The organism is Micromonospora sp. LOL_021, from assembly GCF_048060215.1.
Lineage (GTDB): Bacteria > Actinomycetota > Actinomycetes > Mycobacteriales > Micromonosporaceae > Micromonospora_E.
Genome location: NZ_JBHMIN010000010.1, coordinates 72,254 through 88,148, shown reverse-complemented (window position 1 = coordinate 88,148; position 15,895 = coordinate 72,254). Strand labels below are relative to the sequence as shown.

Below are 15,895 nucleotides of genomic sequence, written 5' to 3'. Positions count from 1 at the left end.
TAGCTAGATGGGGGAGCCGTGGACGCGCTCGACATAGCCCGCTGGCAGTTCGGTGTCACCACCGTCTACCACTTCCTGTTCGTCCCACTCACCATCGGCCTCAGCCTCCTCGTCGCCATCCTGCAGACCGCCTGGCACCGCACCGGCGACGACCGCTACCTCAAACTCACCAAGTTCTACGGAAAACTCTTCCTCATCAACTTCGCCATGGGCATCGTCACCGGCATCGTGCAGGAATTTCAATTCGGCATGAACTGGAGCGACTACTCCCGCTTCGTCGGCGACATCTTCGGCGTACCACTCGCCATCGAAGCCCTCCTCGCCTTCTTCCTCGAATCCACCTTCCTCGGACTCTGGATATTCGGCTGGGGGAGACTCCCCAAGGCACTGCACCTCGCCACCATCTGGCTCGCCTCGTTCGGCAGCATCATCAGCGCCTGGTTCATCCTCGCCGCCAACTCCTGGATGCAGAACCCCGTCGGCTACCGCATCAACCCTGACACCGGCCGCGCCGAACTCACCGACTTCATCGCCGTACTCACCAACAAGGTCACCCTCATCACCTTCCCGCACACCCTCGCCGGCTGCTTCATGGTCGCCGGCGCCCTCGTCCTCGCCGTCGCCATCTGGCACCTCGTCCGCCACCCCGACGGCCCCGACACCCCCGCCTTCCGCACCGCCAGCAAACTCGGCGCCTGGACCACCCTGCTCGCCACCGCCGCCGTCATCGGCACCGGCGACATCCAAGGCAAGATCATGACCCAGGTCCAGCCCATGAAGATGGCCGCCGCCGAAGCCCTCTACACCACCGAAAGCCCCGCGGCCTTCTCCGTCGTCACCGTCGGCACCCTCGACGGCAGCCGCGAAATCTGGACTCTCAAGATCCCGTACCTGCTGTCCTGGCTGTCCACCGGCGACCCCACCGGCGAAGTCCACGGCATCAACGACCTGCAGGCCCAGTACGCCGCCCAGTACGGCCCCGGCAGCTACACCCCGATCATCCCCGTCACCTACTGGAGCTTCCGCTTCATGATCGGCTTCGGCCTCGCCACCGCCGCCATCGCCCTCTGGGCCCTCTGGGCCACCCGCCGCGGCCGCACCCCCACCGGCCGCTGGCTGCTGCGCGCCAGCCTCACCCTGCCCGTCCTACCCCTACTGGCCAACACCTTCGGCTGGATCTTCACCGAAACGGGCCGCCAGCCCTGGATCGTCTTCGGCGAAATGCTCACCCGCGACGGCGTCAGCCGCAGCGTCTCCCTCACCGAAGTCGTCACCTCCTTCACCGCCTTCACCCTCATCTACGCCGCCCTGGCCGTCATCGAAGTCAAACTCCTCATCCGCTACGCCCGCAACGGCCTACCCGACCTCACCGACCCACCACCGGACGACACCGACGACACCACCACCGACCGGCCCCTCGCCGCCACCCACTGACCACCAACCGGAGACCCCTCGTGGAACTCACCACCGTCTGGTTCGGGCTCATCGCCGTCCTGTTCACCGGCTACTTCATCCTCGAAGGATTCGACTTCGGCGTCGGCGTCCTCGCCCGCCTCATCGGCCGCACCGAACCCGAACGACGCGCCGCGCTGAGCACCATCGGACCCGTCTGGGACGGCAACGAGGTCTGGCTCATCACCGCAGGCGGCGCCATGTTCGCCGCCTTCCCCGAGTGGTACGCCACCCTCTTCTCCGGCTTCTACCTACCGCTGCTGCTCATCCTCATCGCCCTCATCCTGCGCGGCGTCGCCCTCGAATACCGCGACAAACGCCCCGAAACCCAGTGGCGTACCCGCTGGGACAACGCCATCCTCGCCGGCTCCGTCATCCCCGCCGCACTCTGGGGCGTCGCCTTCGCCAACATCGTCGCCGGCGTGCCACTGGACGCCGACCACGAATACACCGGCACCCTGCTCACCCTGCTCACCCCGTACGCCCTGCTCGGCGGCGCCACCACCACCGCACTGTTCATCACCCACGGCGCCGTCTTCCTCGCCCTCAAGACCACCGACGAACTGCGCCACCGCGCCCGCCGCGTCGCCGGCTGGACCGGCCTGGCCGCCGTCGCCCTCGCCGGCACCTTCCTCGCCTGGACCCTCACCATCCGCGCCAACCCCACCGCCGTCGCCCTCGCCGTCACCGCGGCGCTCGCCCTCGTCGCCGGACTGGCCGCCAATCAGGTACGCCGCGAAGGCTGGGCCTTCACCGGCACCGCCACCGCCATCGGCCTCGCCGTCGCCGCCCTGTTCGCCACCCTGTTCCCGACCGTCCTACCGTCCACCACCGACCCCGCCGGCACCCTCACCACCACCAACGCCGCATCCACCCCCTACACCCTGACCATCATGACCTGGGTCGCCGCCGCGCTCACCCCCGTCGTCCTGCTCTACCAGGGCTGGACCTACTGGATCTTTCGCCGCCGCGTCAGCGTCACCGACCAACCCAGCCACTGACCCGCGCCACGTCGCCCCGTCGCCGGCGAAGCCGCCGCGCACCGTCGATGCCTGCTGGACCATCCGCTGTGTCGAGCGGGCACCGACGGTACGCGGCGGGCGTCAACCGACCTCCGGCAACTCCGCCAACCGTGCCTCCACCTCAGCCAGCTCCGCCCGCAACTTCTCCGCCTGCCGCTGCGCCTCGGCCCGCTCCGCCGCCAGGATCTGCTCCACCGCCTCATGGACACCCGGCACGTCCACCAACGCCACCATCTTCAACGCCTCGGCCGGCCGGACCACGTACGGCTTCGCCAACGCCTTCGCCCCCTGCGTCGCCGCAACCGTCCACTCGCCGTCGGTGTACGCCAACGTCACCGTCAACCCGGCCGGCGCCTTCGGCTTGGCGGCCTTCGCCGCCCGCCGCACCGGCTTCTCCGCACCAGCATCCACCGTGGACCCCTCCGTGTCCTCCCGACGCGCCACCGGCACCACCGGCGGCTCACCCAACTTGAACTCCGGCTCCGCCACCGGCTCCACCGGTTCCGGTTTCGGCTCCGCCCGCCGACCCGACGCGCCCCGCGGCGCCACCACCAGATCAGCGGGGGAGAACGGCAACTCGTCACGACCGAACCGCACCACCACCCACTCGTCGGACACCGCCGGGTCACCCAGACCCACCACCTGACCGACCTGACCGGCGATCTGCCCCGCCGACTCGGTGAACATCACCTTCGGCTTACGGCCGGCGGACACCGCCTCCCGGATCACCCCCAGCTCCTCTTCCGACAACCCACCCGCAACAGCACCCGCGGCAGCCATGACACCCTTTCCGTACACCTGTTTGAGTGCTGACCTTCCTACCAGCCACCGCCGACACCGTCGACCGCGACCCCACCACCCACGATCACCCCGACCCGGCGACACCACCCCACACGCCACGCACCCGGTCAGCCACCAGCAGACCCTGCCGGTACCCGGCCCGCGCCGCCCCCGGCCGTCGCGCCGGATCCAGCAGCCGCCGCCCGATTGCCCGCCGCGCCCACCGGTCCGGCGACACCACCACCACATCCGCCGACAACGCCGCCACCTGCCGTGACACCGGCCGCAGATGACCCAGCCCCCAACTGATCGGCGCCAGCACCACCACCGACGCGAACCCGGCCGCCAGGTCCGCGTTCGTCGCCGACCGCATCCCACCGTCGACGAACCGCCGACCACCGATACGCACCGGCGGCCACACCCCCGGCACCGCGCAACTCGCCGACACCGCGTCCACCAGATCCGCCCCGCGTCCCGGGCCGCCGAACACCACGAAATCCCCCGAGTCCGCGTCCACCGCCGTCACCCACAACCGCCGCCGCGGCCACGACCACGACGGCAACGCCTCCTCGAACACCGGCCGCCGCGACACTCCCGACCCGGCCGCCGACACCGCGTACCGGCCGATCCTCGCCCGCGCCCGCCGGCCGTCCCGGGCAGCCACCGCCGACCACAACAGACACGACACCGCGCCCGGCCCCATCCGGTCCGACGACGACTCACCCGGAACCAGCTGCCCCGCGTACAGTCGCGCCGGGTCCGCGCCGGAACACAACTGCGCGCCCACCACCGCACCGGCCGACGTCCCGATCACCAGATCGGCCCCGCCCAGCTCGACCCCGGCCCGCGCCAGCCCGGACAACACCCCGATCTGCCAGGCCACCCCGGTCACCCCGCCGCTGCCCAGCACCAACGCCCGCGAACCCGCCACACCGTGTCTATTGCCCGCCACCGCCGCCGGTAACGTCATCGGCGGGCCCGGACACGACGCAGCAGGGGAGAGGAGCGCCGGATGACACCGGTCACCGTGGTCACCGGCGGCAGTCGGGGGATCGGCGCCGCGACCGTACGCCGACTCGCCGCCGCCGGACACGACCTCGTCATCGGCTACCGGTCCGACGCCGATGCCGCCGAGGCGGTACGCCACCACGTCCACGCGCTCGGCCGCCGTGCCGTCACCGTCGCCGTCGACACCACCGATCCCGACGCCGTCACCGCCCTGTTCGACGACGCCGCCGAACTCGGACCGGTCACCGGACTGGTCAACAACGCCGGCGTCACCAGCCGGATCGGACCCTTCGTCGACCTCACCGTCGACGACCTGCGCCGGGTCGTCGACGTCAACCTCGTCGGCTACGTCCTCTGCGCCCAGCAGGCCGCCCGGCGGATGTCCGCCGGCAGCGCCATCGTCAACGTGTCGTCGGCCGCCGCCACCCTCGGCAGTCCCGGCGAGTACGTGCACTACGCCGCCGTCAAGGCCGCCACCGACACGTTGACCGTCGGCCTGGCCAAGGAACTCGGACCCCGCGGCATCCGGGTCAACGGCGTCGCGCCGGGCACGGTCTGGACTGACATCCACGCCCTGTCCGGCGAACCGAACCGACCGGCCCGGATCGCGCCGACGGTGCCGTTGCGCCGGGCGGGGCGGCCAGCGGAGATTGCCGGCGCCGTCGCCTGGCTGCTCAGCGACGAGGCGTCGTACACCACCGGGACGGTGATCCGCGTCGCCGGCGGACTGTGAGTCGACGCACCGTCGAGCGCCGGCACCGGGCAGGCGTGCGGGACGAAACCTGGGCCTGCGTCGCAGGACACGGACCACAGAACCTCTTCGTAGCCGGGTCGATAATTCACATTATGTCAATTAGAGGTTTGATGGAGGCGACTGGCCGGCTCGGCTGGCCTGACGTGAGCTCACCGGGTCGGACGCCGCGTACTTCCCCGCGCCCCGATCACCGGGCGGCGTTCACTTCCCAGCGCGGCCACGAGCCGTCGGTGACCTGTCCGCTTCCAGCGTCGCAGCGGCGGCGGGCATCGACGGCGGCCGGAACGCGATCCCCGCCCCGGTCGACCTCCCCTGCCGGTTCGGATCCACTCTGGTCGGCTCTGGCGGCTATCCGAGAAACATGCATAATATCCCTTATGCACCAATTTGTGGATCTGGTGGCGGTACGGCTCGTCGAGGACTTCCTCGCTGACCGCGCCTCCCGCAAACCCTCCCCGCACACCCTGGACGCCTACCGCCGGGACCTCGTCGCCGTCCTCCGCCTCATCGGCGACTCCACCGAGCCGACTCCCCTGCCCTGGACCGACGTACCGCTGGACGCACTGGACCAACGACGGCTCCGCGCCGCCTTCGCCCGGTTCGCGGCCCCCCGCTCCCCCGCATCGGTACACCGGGCCTGGTCGACGTGGAACTCGTGGTTCAACTTCCTGGTCGCCGACGGCATCGCCGCCGGGAACCCGATGCCCGCCGTGGGCCGCCCCCGGGCCCCGGTGCCACTACCGAAGCCGCTGCGGGGCGAGGAGACACCCGAGACACTGCTGGCCGCCGCCGCGCGGACCGACCCCCGCCAACGCGACCCGTGGCCAGAGCGCGACCTGCTGGTGGTCGCCTTGGCGCTGTGCGCCGGTCTGCGGCTCGGCGAGCTGCTCGGTCTGCGGGTCGGCTCGGTCGCGGGACGTCCCGGTGAACGCCGGATCGAGGTGGCCGGCAAGGGCGGCCGGCTGCGGACCGTCCCGGTGGAGTCGGCCGTCGACGTCGTCGTCGACGGCTACCTGGCCAGCCGGCGACGACGGTTCGGCCCCCGGTCGGTACGCCCCGGAGGTCCGCTGCTGGTCGACCGGCACGGTGCCGCCCTGCGGCGCGGCGGCCTGCAGTACCTGGTGCGGTCGTGTTTCCGGCGGGCCGGGATCACCGAGCGGGTGCCGCGGGGTGCGCAGCTGCACGCGCTGCGACACACGTTCGCCACCCGGTTGGCCGAGGACGGGGCGAACGCCGCCGAGATCATGCGGCTGCTGGGGCATGCGAGCCTCACGGCCAGCCAGAACTACATCGAGGTGACGGCCGACCAGCAGCGGGCGGCGGTGCGGGCCAACCGGTCGAACCGGTCGCTGCGCCAAGTCGTCGGGCCTGCCTGAACCGGGGCTGGTCGGGCCGGTAGCCGCGCTGGCCCCCCGACCGGTTCGGGGCCAGCGCGGCTACCGGGTGGCGGTCGAGACGGTGACGGTCAGCGGGCGGTGGTCGGAAACGGCGACGTCCGGGGCGGTGACGGCGGTCACGTCGGTCAGCGCGGGCGGCGCGTCACGCGGGTCGAGCAGGATGTGGTCGAGTTGGATCCGGGGTCGGGCGGCCGGGTAGGTGGGCAGCCGGCCCAGCGGCCGCCATCCGGTGGCCGCCGCCGCCACACCGGCCGGCATGTTGAGGTCTCCGAGGAGGAGCCGCGGCGGCGGCATGGCCCGCAGGGCGCGGGTGACGATCCGCAGCTGGCGCAGGTTCCAGCCGGGGACGAACGACAGGTGGGTGGCGGCGACGGTGACGGGGCCGTGCGGGGTGTCGAGGACGGCGGCGAGCAGCACCCGTGGTTCGTCGCGCAGGAGCAGCAGCCGGGGGCCGGGGCCGCCGACGGCGACCGGTGCGGGTACGGGGGCCGGGGCGAGGCGGACGGCTCGCCAGTGCCGGGCCGGGTACCGGCTGATCAGGCTGACGCCGTAGCGGGGTTCGTCGTGTCCGTCGTGGTCGTGACGGGGCACCCGGTAGGTGGTGCCGGGGGTGCCGACGAGGGCGGCGGCGAACCGGTGGGTGCCGGCGGTGAGCGCGGCGGCGGCCAGCGCGGTCAGGTCGAGGTGACCGCTGCGGGGTTGGGCGTGGTCGACTTCCTGCAGGGCGCAGATGTCGGCGTCGAGGCCGGCGATGGTGGCGGTGATCCGGTCGGGGTCGACGTGCCCGTCGTGGGGTGACCGTCCGTGCAGCAGGTTGTAGGTGGCCATCCGCACATGGGCACCTTACGGGGTGTGGGTGGTGTGGCAGGGTGGCGGGATGGTGGTGAAGGCGTTGTGCTGTAGCGCTCTGGTGTTCCTGGCGGTGGGCTGGTGCGGGGTGTGGCTGCGGCGGCGTCGGGGCCGATGAGGCCTGCCGGTGGTGGGTCGGTTGGCTGGTGGGCGGAGGCCGAGGTCCGTGGGAGGTGCGGTGTCGTCGGTGGAGTGTCCGGACGTGGCAGCGACGGTGACGGCGGTGCGGCGGTGCCGGCCGGAGCTGGTGGACGCGGTGGCAGCGGCGGTGCCGGGGGCGCGGGCGGCGGTGCTGGCGCGGTTGTGGGGTGCGTTGGGGCGTGAACCGGTGCCGCAGGTGACGGACCGTCGGGTGGTCGACGGCCGCCTGGTGCTGGGGTTGGTCGACGGGCGGCGGGTGGTGGGGCCGGCGTCGGCGGCGGAGTTGTTCGCGGCGGCGGGCCCGGGGCTGCGGGTGTCGGTGGCGGACCCGGCGGGTGACCGGGCGGTGGCGGACCCGGCGGAGTTGTTGTCGGTGCTGGGGTTGCCCGGTTGCGGGGCGGTCGCCGGTGAGCTGGCGAACAGCGTGGCGAATCTGGCGTTGGCGCGGGGTGCGCGGGCGGTGGCGGGTGGTGGCGGGGGTCTGGTCCGGTCGGCGCTCGGGTGGGAGCAGGTGGTGGTGGACGGGCATCCGGTGCATCCGGGCTGCCGGACCCGGGTGGGGATGTCGACGGAGGAGGTGCTGGCGTACGCGCCGGAGCATCGGCCGGTGGTGGAGTTGGAGTTGGTGGCGGTGCCGGGTGACCGGTGGGTGAGTTCGGGTGCGGGGTTGCCGCCGCTGCTGCCGGTGCATCCGTGGCAGCGGGATCATGTGCTGGGCGGGTACGGGTGGTTGCGGCGTACCGGCCGGGTGGTGCGGGTGCGGCCGTTGTTGTCGTTGCGGACGGTGGCGTCGGGCGGGGGTTGGCAGTGGAAGACGGCGGTGGATGTGCAGATGACCAGTGCGGTGCGGACGGTGTCGGAGGCGGCGGTGCGTAACGGTCCGGTGGTGACGGCGTTGGTGGCGCGGTTGGCGCGGCGGGTGCCGGGGTTGTGGGTGTTGCCGGAGGTGGCTGCGGGGGCGGTGGTGGTCGACGGGGGGTTGTGTCGGTCGTTGGCGGTGGTGCGGCGGCGGGTGCCGCGGGTGGGACCGGGGGTGCAGGTGATGCCGGTGGCGGCGTTGGCTGCGCCGGTGGGGGTGCCGGGTGGTCCGTCGGTGGTGGCGGGTCTGGTGCGGGCGGGGTACGGCGGTGATCCGGTGGCGTTCGTGTCGCGGTTGGCGCGGGTGGTGCTGGGGCCGGTGGTGGAGTTGCTGGGTCGGGGGGTAGGGCTGGAGGCGCACGGGCAGAACGTCCTGCTGGTGTGGCGCGGTGGGAGGCTGGTGCGGGTGTGGTACCGGGACGTGGGTGGGGTGCGGTTGGATGTGCGGCGGCTGGCTGGGGCGGGTGTGCCGGTGCCGGTGGTGTACGGCGATGTGGTGGCCGAGGATCCGGCGGAGGTGGCGGTGACGGCGGTGGCGGCGGTGGGGACTGCGTTGGGTGAGCCGGTGGCGGTGCTGGCCCGGGAGTTCGGGGTGGAGCCGCAGGTGTTGTGGCGGGCGGTGGCGGTGGTGGCGCGGGATGTGGTGGCGGGGTTGCCGTCGGCGGTGCGGGGGTCGGTGGCGGCGGCGGTGCTGGGTGGGCGGTGGCCGGTGAAGGCGACGTTGTCGATGCGGTTGGCGTCGGATCCGTTGACGCCGCGGTGGGCGTGGGTGACGAGTCCGTTGGCGGGTGCGTGGTGAGCGGGGCCGGGTCGGCGGTGGGGGTGCTGTCCGGGGGCCGGTCGTGTGGTTGCGGGTTGGGTGTGGTCGGGGTGGACGCGGCGGTGGCGTCGGCCGTGGCCGGGTTGGGGCGGGTGGCGCCGGAGCTGGTGGCGGGGTTCCGGGAGGCGGTGCCGTGGGCGGCGGGGGTGGTCGGTGGGCGGTTGGTGGACGCGTTGTGCCGGGAGGATGTGGGTGGGGTGCGCCGGTCGTGGCGGGGTGCGGGTCGGTGGCACGGGTTCGACCGGTTCGTGGCCGACGCGGGGTCGGTGCCGGATCCGTTGGCGGTGTTGCCGGTGTCGGTGTTGGCGCGGCGGCGGGGGTGGGCGTTGGCGGTGGAGTTGACCGACGCGGTGGTGAATCTGGCCGTGGCGGCGGCGCGGCCTCATCCGGCGTGGGGTCCGGATGATCCGGACGGGTGGGGGGTGTGGGCTGAGCGGCTGGCGGTGGCGGGGCACAACCTGCATCCGTGTGGGCGGACCCGGTTGGGGTGGTCGGTGGCGGATGTGGTGGCGCACGATGTGGAGTCGCCGGCGACGGGGGTCGGGTTCGTGGCGGTGCGCCGGGATCTGCATGTGGGTGCGGATGTGGCGGCGGAGTTGGCGCGTTGGTATCCGCAGGTGCCGGTGGCGCCGCCGGGCTGGGTGGTGCAGCCGGTGCATGTGTGGCAACGGTCGGTGGTGTCGTCGCGGTACGCGGATCTGCTGGATCGGGGGGTGGTGCGGTTGTTGCCGGGGGTGGTGCCGGCGGTGCCGACGGCGGCGGTGCGTACGGTGCTGCTGCCGGCGGGGCGGGACGGTTCGCGGCGGTATCTGAAGGTGTCGGTGGATATTCAGGTGACGTCGACGCGGCGGACGATCTCGGTGGCGAGTGTGCGTAACGGTCCGGCGTTGTCGACGGTGTTGGCGTCGTTGGTGGCGGCCGACGAGGTGGCGGCGCGGCGGCTGGTGTTGCTGCCGGAGGTGGCGGGGTCGGCGGTGCGGGTGGGGTCGGGGCGGGACATGTCGGTGATCGTGCGGGACGGGTTGGCGGGGCGGTTGGCGCCGGGTGAGGTGGCGGTGCCGGGGGTGGCGTTGGTGACGGCGGCGCAGTTGGGGCGGCGGGTGGCGGATTTCGGTGGGGTGCGGGGGCTGGTGGGGGCGGCGGCCGGGTTGGGGTTCCTGGGGGCGTACGCGCGGGTGGTGTTGCCGCCGTTGCTGCGGTTGGCTAGTCGGTTCGGGGTGGCGTTGGAGGCGCATCTGCAGAACTGTCTGCCGACGTTCCGGGGCGGGGTGCCGTTCCGGTTGGTGGTGCGGGATTTCGCGGGTCTGCGGTTGTTGTTGCCGCGGTTGGCGGCGGCGGGGGTCGAGGTGGGGTTGGCGGCGGGTTCGGTGGTGGGTACCGACGACGCGGCGGTGATGCGGGCGAAGTTGGGGTACACGGCGTTGCAGGCGCATCTGGGTGAGGTGGTGCTGGGGTTGGTGTCCGGGTGGGGGGTCGACGAGGCGGCGGCGTGGCGGGTGGTGCGGGAGGTGGTGGACGAGGTGTATGACGGGTTGCGGTCGGCGGGTGGGGTCGCCGCTGGGTGGGCGGCTGATGATCATCGGGCGTGGACGGCGCCGATGGTGGCGCACAAGGCGTTGGTGCGGATGCGGTTGACCGGTGCCGGGGACGTGTATGTGCCGGTGCGTAATCCGTTGGGTGCGGCCGGGTTCGATGGTGGTCCGCCGGAGGGGGCGCGGTGACGGGTGTGGTGGTGCCGCCGCGGGTGGCGGCGGTGGTGGCGGAGTTGGCCGCCGGTGACGAGCCGGTGTGTGCGTACGTGTACGACCGGGCGGTGTTGCGGTCGGTGGCGGCGCGGGTGCGGGCGGCGTTGCCGGCGGGTGCGGTGTTGCTGTACGCGATGAAGGCGAACGGGCATCCGGCGGTGGTGGCGGAGTTGGCGGCGGCGGTGGACGGGGTGGAGGTGGCGTCGGGTGGTGAGTTGGCGGCGGCGGTGGCGGCGGGTGCCGGGCAGGTGGTGTTCGGTGGGCCGGCGAAGACGGACGGGCAGTTGGCGGCGGCGGTGGCGGCGGGTGCGGTGGTGAACGTGGAGAGTGGGTTCGAGTTGCGCCGGCTGGATCTGGTGGCGCGGGCGGCGGGGGTGCCGGCGGTGGCGGCGCTGCGGGTGAACCGGCCGGGTGGCGGGTTGGCGGGTAGTCACCGGATGGCGGGGGCGGCGACGCAGTTCGGGGTGGACGAGGCCGATCTGGGTGCGGTGGTGCAGGTGGCGGCGGGGTTGCCGGGCGTGCGGCTGGTGGGGTTCAGCCTGCACGCGGTGTCGAACAACGTGGACGCGGTGGCGCATGCGGGGTTCGTGGTGGATGCGGTGGGCTGGGCGGTGGCGGCGGCGCGGCGGTGGGGGGTGGGGTTGGAGTACGTGAACGTGGGCGGTGGCTTCGGGGTGGACTACCGGGGTGGGCGGCGGTTCGATCTGGTGGCGTTGCGGGCCGGGTTGGCGGGGTTGGCGGTGCCCTCGGGGGTGCGGCTGGTGTTCGAGCCGGGCCGGCTGCTGGTGGCGGACGCCGGCTGGTATGTGACGCAGGTGGTGGATCTGAAGCGGACGCAGGGCCGGTGGTTCGCGGTGGTGCGGGGTGGTACGCACCATTTTCGGTTGCCGGCGGCGTGGGGGTACGACCATCCGTTCGGGGTGGTGCCGGTGGACCGGTGGCCGTATCCGTTCGCCCGGCCGCAGGTGGCGGCAGCGGAGGTGGATGTGGCGGGTGAGTTGTGTACGCCGCGCGACGTGCTGTGCCGGGGGCAGGTGGTGGGGCGGCTACGGGTGGGTGATGTGGTGGTGTTCGGCCGGGCCGGCGCGTACGGGTGGGACATCTCGCATCATGATTTTCTGCGGCATCCGTACCCGCGGATGGTGGTGGTGTGAGAAGGCCCGGCCGGTCGCGTCGGGGTCGGGGCGAGGGTCAGTTGCGGGCCCAGCGGGCGGCGCGGATTTCGCGCAGCGCCCGGCGGCGGGTGTCGCCGCGCAGGGTGTCGACGTAGAGGCGGCCGTCGAGGTGGTCGGTCTCGTGTTGCAGGGCGCGGGCGAGGAATCCGCTGCCGGTGACGGTGACGGGTCGGCCGTGCTGGTCGACGCCGTGGACGGTGGCGCGGCGGGCGCGGGTGGTCGGGAAGTACAGGCCGGGGATGGACAGGCAGCCTTCGTCGTCGGTGTCGGTGTCGTCGGGTGACAGGTTGCCGGCGGGTGGTTCCAGTCGGGGGTTGACGACGTGGCCGCGGTGGCCGTCGGCGTCGTAGACGAACACGCGGGCGCTGACGCCGATCTGCGGGGCGGCGACGCCGGCGCGGCCGGGGGCGCCGAGCAGGGTGTCCATCAGGTCGGTGACCAGTGCGCGCAGGGTGCGGTCGAAGTCGGTGACCGGTTCGGCGGGGGTGCGCAGTACGGCGTCGCCGATGATCCGGATCGGGCGCATGGTCATGGCGGTCAGGTTACCCGGGGCGGGCCGGTGGCCGGTGCGGGTGGCGGCCGGGGCCTAGGATGTGTGGGAGCGTTTCCACGCCGACCGGTCCGACATGCATCGGCCGAAGGGGGGATTCTTGGTCCCGCAGGCCGTCACCTGCCCGGAATGGTGTCGTTCGGCTTGGTAACGTTCATCACTGGTCATGTGAACCATGACACAGCACCCCCCACAGCTCCCGGAGATCCCGATGTGCCAGCACCAACCGATCTGTCCCTCGGCTGACGCCGTCGACCGGGAAGCGGCCCGCGTCGTCGCCTGCTTCCACGAACAGGGCTGGAGCCTGCTCTGCAACGGTGTCATCGTTTTCGAGGACACCGGTGAGCTGCTTCCCGACGGCAGCAGCATCGCCCCGCACCGCGGCCCCGCCCGGCACGCCCTCGCCGCCTGACCGGCCGCGACCCATCGCAGGCTCACCGTCGAGCCGACCCGAACCCGTCCTCAGCCGGCGGCGAACGCCTCCGGGGGAGGACACGCGCACACAAGATTCCGGTCACCGTAGGCGCTGTCGACCCGCCGCACCGGCGGCCAGTACTTCCCGGCCCGCTGCCCCGGCCCCGCCGGGTACGCCGCCACCGACCGCGGGTACGGCAGCGCCCACTCGTCGGCGGTGACCAGCGCCGCCGGGTGTGGTGCCTGCCGCAGCGGGCTGTCCGCCACCGGCCACCGGCCGGCCGCGACGTCGTCGATCTCCGACCTGATCGCGATCATCGCGTCGCAGAACCGGTCCAGTTCCGCCAGGTCCTCACTCTCGGTCGGCTCCACCATCAGCGTGCCGGCCACCGGGAACGACATCGTCGGCGCGTGGAACCCGTAGTCGATCAACCGTTTCGCCACATCCTCGACGGTCACCCCGGTCGCCCGGGTCAACGCCCGCAGATCCAGCACACACTCGTGCGCCACCAGACCCTTGTTGCCGGCGTACAGCACCGGAAAACGCGGCCGCAGCCGCGCCGCCACATAGTTGGCCGCCAGCACCGCCGCCCCGGTCGCCCGCACCAGCCCGTCGGCCCCCATCAGCCGCAGATACGCCCACGGGATCGGCAGAATCCCGGCCGAACCGTACCGGGCTCCCGACACCACCGGCCGGTCGGCGTCGTCGACGCCGACCGGATCACCCGGCAGGAACGCCGCCAGATGCGCCCGCACCGCGACCGGCCCCACCCCCGGCCCGCCACCGCCGTGCGGAATGCAGAACGTCTTGTGCAGGTTCAGGTGCGACACGTCCGCCCCGAACCGGCCCGGCCGGGCGAACCCCAGCAACGCGTTCAGGTTCGCCCCGTCGACGTACACCTGCCCGCCGGCGTCGTGCACCCGGGCACACAACTCGGCGATACCGTCCTCGTACACGCCGTGCGTCGACGGATACGTCACCATCATCGCCGCCAGGTCGTCACCGTGGACGGCGATCAGCCGCGCCGCGTCGTCGACGTCGACGTTGCCGTCGGCGTCGCAGCCGACCACCACCACCCGCATGCCCGCCATCACCGCGCTCGCCGCGTTCGTGCCGTGCGCCGACGACGGAATCAGACACACGTCCCGCCGCGCCTGCCCCCGCGACCGGTGGAAGCCGCGGATCGCCAACAGCCCGGCCAGCTCCCCCTGCGACCCGGCGTTGGGCTGCACACTGACCGCGTCGTAGCCGGTCACCTCCGCCAGCCAACCCTCCAACTCGCCGATCAGCTGCCGGTACCCGGCCGTCTGCCCGGCCGGCGCCAGCGGGTGCACGTCGGCGAACCCCGGCCAGCTGACCGGCTCAATCTGCACCGCCGCGTTCAATTTCATCGTGCACGACCCCAACGGGATCATCCCCCGGTCCAGGGCGTAGTCGGCGTCGGCGAGCCGCCGCAGATACCGCAGCATCGCCGTCTCGCTGCGGTACGCGTGGAACACCTCGTGGGTGAGGAACCCACCGGTGCGCCGCCACCCGGCCGGGATCACCAGCGGCGTCTCCCCTACGTACGCGGCCGCCCCGAACGCCGCCCACACCACCGCCAGATGCTCCTCGGTGGTGGTCTCGTCGCACGCCACCGACACCGTGTCAGCGTTCACCAGCCGCAGGTTCACCCCCCGCTCCGCCGCCCGCGCCACCACCGCGGCGGCCCCACCCGGCACCGTCGCGGTCACCGTGTCGAACAGCGGCCCGTCCGCCACCGCGACCCCGCCGGCGGCCAGACCGGCCCGCAACCGGGCAGCCATCGCATGGGTACGCTGCGCGATCGCCGTCAACCCCTGCGGACCGTGGTACACCGCGTACATGGCGGCCATCACCGCCAGCAGCACCTGCGCCGTGCAGATGTTGCTGGTCGCCCGCTCCCGGCGGATGTGCTGCTCCCGGGTCTGCAACGCCAGCCGGTACGCCCGGTCACCGGCCGCGTCCCGGGACACCCCGACCAGCCGGCCCGGCAGCATCCGTTCCAGGCCGGAACGCACCGCCAGATAGCCGGCGTGCGGACCGCCGAACCCCATCGGCACCCCGAACCGTTGCGTGGTGCCGACCGCCACGTCCGCACCGTACGCCCCCGGCGGGCGCAGCAACGTCAACGCCAACAGGTCCGCCGCCACCGTCACCAGCGCCCCGACCGCGTGCGCCGCCGCCACCACCGGGGCGTCGTCACGCAGCCGCCCCGACACGCCCGGGAACTGCAGATGCAGCCCGAAGAACTCGTCCGGCAGGCCGTCCCGCACATCACACACCCGGACCCGCACACCCAGCGGCTCCGCCCGGGTCCGCAACACCGCCACCGTCTGCGGCAACGTGTCGGCGTCCACCACGTACACGTCGCTGTGTGACTTCGACGCCCGCCGCGCCAACGTCATCGCCTCCGCCGCAGCGGTCGCCTCGTCCAGCATCGACGCGTTCGCCGTGGCCAGCCCGGTCAGATCCGACACCATCGTCTGGAACGTCAGCAGCGCCTCCAACCGGCCCTGGCTGATCTCCGGCTGGTACGGGGTGTAAGCGGTGTACCAGGCGGGATTTTCCAGCACGTTGCGGCGGATCACCGCCGGCGTGTGGGTGCCGTGGTAGCCGGCCCCGATCATCGACACCGCCGCCGTGTTCGCGTCGGCCAGCCGCCGCAACGCGGCCGTCACCTCCGGCTCGCTGACCGGCTCCGGCAGATCCAGCCGGCCCCGCCAGCGGATCACCTCGGGAATGGCGGCGTCCATCAGCTCAGCGACGCTTTCGTAGCCGACGACATCCAGCATCCGCTGCTGGGCGACCGGATCAACGCCGACGTGACGGTCGACGAACAGGGACGAGGCACTCACCAGGCGGCTCCCGGGACGAGGTCGGCAGGCAACCTCCCCCTCTGTCGGCGCCG

The 15,895-nt window shown here is 72.7% G+C and carries 14 protein-coding genes; 9 read left to right on the top strand and 5 right to left on the bottom strand.

Annotation, left to right across the window (positions count from 1 at the left end):
• The first annotated feature begins 18 nt into the window (after positions 1-18).
• Entirely contained in the window at positions 19-1,434 is a 1,416-nt protein-coding gene (locus tag ACFHWT_RS09625; protein ID WP_416594252.1) for a cytochrome ubiquinol oxidase subunit I, read from the top strand.
• A gap of 20 nt (positions 1,435-1,454) precedes the next feature.
• Complete coding sequence (gene cydB / locus ACFHWT_RS09620; RefSeq protein WP_416594251.1) at positions 1,455-2,453, top strand: cytochrome d ubiquinol oxidase subunit II; 999 nt, start codon at positions 1,455-1,457, stop codon at positions 2,451-2,453.
• A 102-nt stretch (positions 2,454-2,555) separates the two neighbouring features.
• Here cydB and ACFHWT_RS09615 read toward each other — a convergent pair whose 3' ends face one another.
• Both ACFHWT_RS09615 and ACFHWT_RS09610 read right to left on the bottom strand, forming a co-directional pair.
• A complete protein-coding gene (locus tag ACFHWT_RS09615) occupies positions 2,556-3,254 on the bottom strand; it encodes a hypothetical protein (protein WP_282230784.1) in 699 nt (232 codons plus the stop codon).
• 85 nt (positions 3,255-3,339) lie between these two features.
• Positions 3,340-4,224 (bottom strand): patatin-like phospholipase family protein, encoded by an 885-nt coding sequence (locus ACFHWT_RS09610; protein WP_416594250.1) that lies wholly within the window; start codon positions 4,222-4,224, stop codon positions 3,340-3,342.
• A 42-nt stretch (positions 4,225-4,266) separates the two neighbouring features.
• On the opposite strand from ACFHWT_RS09610, the gene ACFHWT_RS09605 reads away from it, so the two are divergent.
• Both ACFHWT_RS09605 and ACFHWT_RS09600 read left to right on the top strand, forming a co-directional pair.
• Complete coding sequence (locus ACFHWT_RS09605) at positions 4,267-4,995, top strand: SDR family NAD(P)-dependent oxidoreductase (protein ID WP_416594249.1); 729 nt, start codon at positions 4,267-4,269, stop codon at positions 4,993-4,995.
• 398 nt (positions 4,996-5,393) lie between these two features.
• Positions 5,394-6,392: a tyrosine-type recombinase/integrase gene (locus ACFHWT_RS09600; protein ID WP_416594248.1), complete on the top strand. Its 999-nt coding sequence runs from the start codon at positions 5,394-5,396 to the stop codon at positions 6,390-6,392.
• Between the two features lie 60 nt (positions 6,393-6,452).
• Here ACFHWT_RS09600 and ACFHWT_RS09595 read toward each other — a convergent pair whose 3' ends face one another.
• Positions 6,453-7,247: an endonuclease/exonuclease/phosphatase family protein gene (locus ACFHWT_RS09595; protein WP_416594247.1), complete on the bottom strand. Its 795-nt coding sequence runs from the start codon at positions 7,245-7,247 to the stop codon at positions 6,453-6,455.
• Between ACFHWT_RS09595 and ACFHWT_RS09590 the strand changes: the two genes are divergently transcribed.
• From ACFHWT_RS09590 to ACFHWT_RS09575, 4 genes are read left to right on the top strand one after another with little or no spacing between them, the layout of a single operon-like run.
• Positions 7,234-7,380 (top strand): hypothetical protein, encoded by a 147-nt coding sequence (locus tag ACFHWT_RS09590; protein WP_416594306.1) that lies wholly within the window; start codon positions 7,234-7,236, stop codon positions 7,378-7,380. The two genes, ACFHWT_RS09595 and ACFHWT_RS09590, sit on opposite strands and share 14 nt — an antisense overlap.
• A gap of 60 nt (positions 7,381-7,440) precedes the next feature.
• Positions 7,441-9,060, top strand: a complete 1,620-nt coding sequence (locus ACFHWT_RS09585; RefSeq protein WP_416594246.1) for an IucA/IucC family protein — start codon at positions 7,441-7,443, stop codon at positions 9,058-9,060.
• Positions 9,057-10,802, top strand: a complete 1,746-nt coding sequence (locus ACFHWT_RS09580) for an IucA/IucC family protein (RefSeq protein ID WP_416594245.1) — start codon at positions 9,057-9,059, stop codon at positions 10,800-10,802. The genes ACFHWT_RS09585 and ACFHWT_RS09580 overlap by 4 nt, the downstream gene beginning before the upstream one ends.
• Positions 10,799-11,980 (top strand): alanine racemase, encoded by a 1,182-nt coding sequence (locus ACFHWT_RS09575; RefSeq protein WP_416594244.1) that lies wholly within the window; start codon positions 10,799-10,801, stop codon positions 11,978-11,980. Before ACFHWT_RS09580 ends, ACFHWT_RS09575 begins: the two co-directional genes overlap by 4 nt.
• A gap of 37 nt (positions 11,981-12,017) precedes the next feature.
• Here ACFHWT_RS09575 and def read toward each other — a convergent pair whose 3' ends face one another.
• Entirely contained in the window at positions 12,018-12,533 is a 516-nt protein-coding gene (def, locus tag ACFHWT_RS09570; RefSeq protein WP_416594243.1) for a peptide deformylase, read from the bottom strand.
• A 229-nt stretch (positions 12,534-12,762) separates the two neighbouring features.
• Between def and ACFHWT_RS09565 the strand changes: the two genes are divergently transcribed.
• On the top strand, positions 12,763-12,963 hold the full coding sequence (locus ACFHWT_RS09565) for a DUF5999 family protein (RefSeq protein ID WP_416594242.1): 201 nt from the start codon (positions 12,763-12,765) through the stop codon (positions 12,961-12,963).
• 50 nt (positions 12,964-13,013) lie between these two features.
• On the opposite strand, the gene gcvP is transcribed toward ACFHWT_RS09565, so the two are convergent.
• On the bottom strand, positions 13,014-15,842 hold the full coding sequence (gcvP, locus tag ACFHWT_RS09560) for an aminomethyl-transferring glycine dehydrogenase (RefSeq protein WP_416594241.1): 2,829 nt from the start codon (positions 15,840-15,842) through the stop codon (positions 13,014-13,016).
• Between the last annotated feature and the right edge of the window lie 53 nt (positions 15,843-15,895).

Bases quoted from the DNA above. Each gene is read 5' to 3' on its own strand.
- ACFHWT_RS09600 (WP_416594248.1), top strand. From the start codon at position 5,394: ATGCACCAATTTGTGGATCTGGTGGCGGTACGGCTCGTCGAGGACTTC.
- ACFHWT_RS09615 (WP_282230784.1), bottom strand. From the start codon at position 3,254: ATGGCTGCCGCGGGTGCTGTTGCGGGTGGGTTGTCGGAAGAGGAGCTG.
- ACFHWT_RS09605 (WP_416594249.1), top strand. From the start codon at position 4,267: ATGACACCGGTCACCGTGGTCACCGGCGGCAGTCGGGGGATCGGCGCC.
- ACFHWT_RS09565 (WP_416594242.1), top strand. From the start codon at position 12,763: ATGTGCCAGCACCAACCGATCTGTCCCTCGGCTGACGCCGTCGACCGG.
- ACFHWT_RS09610 (WP_416594250.1), bottom strand. From the start codon at position 4,224: ATGACGTTACCGGCGGCGGTGGCGGGCAATAGACACGGTGTGGCGGGT.
- def (WP_416594243.1), bottom strand. From the start codon at position 12,533: ATGACCATGCGCCCGATCCGGATCATCGGCGACGCCGTACTGCGCACC.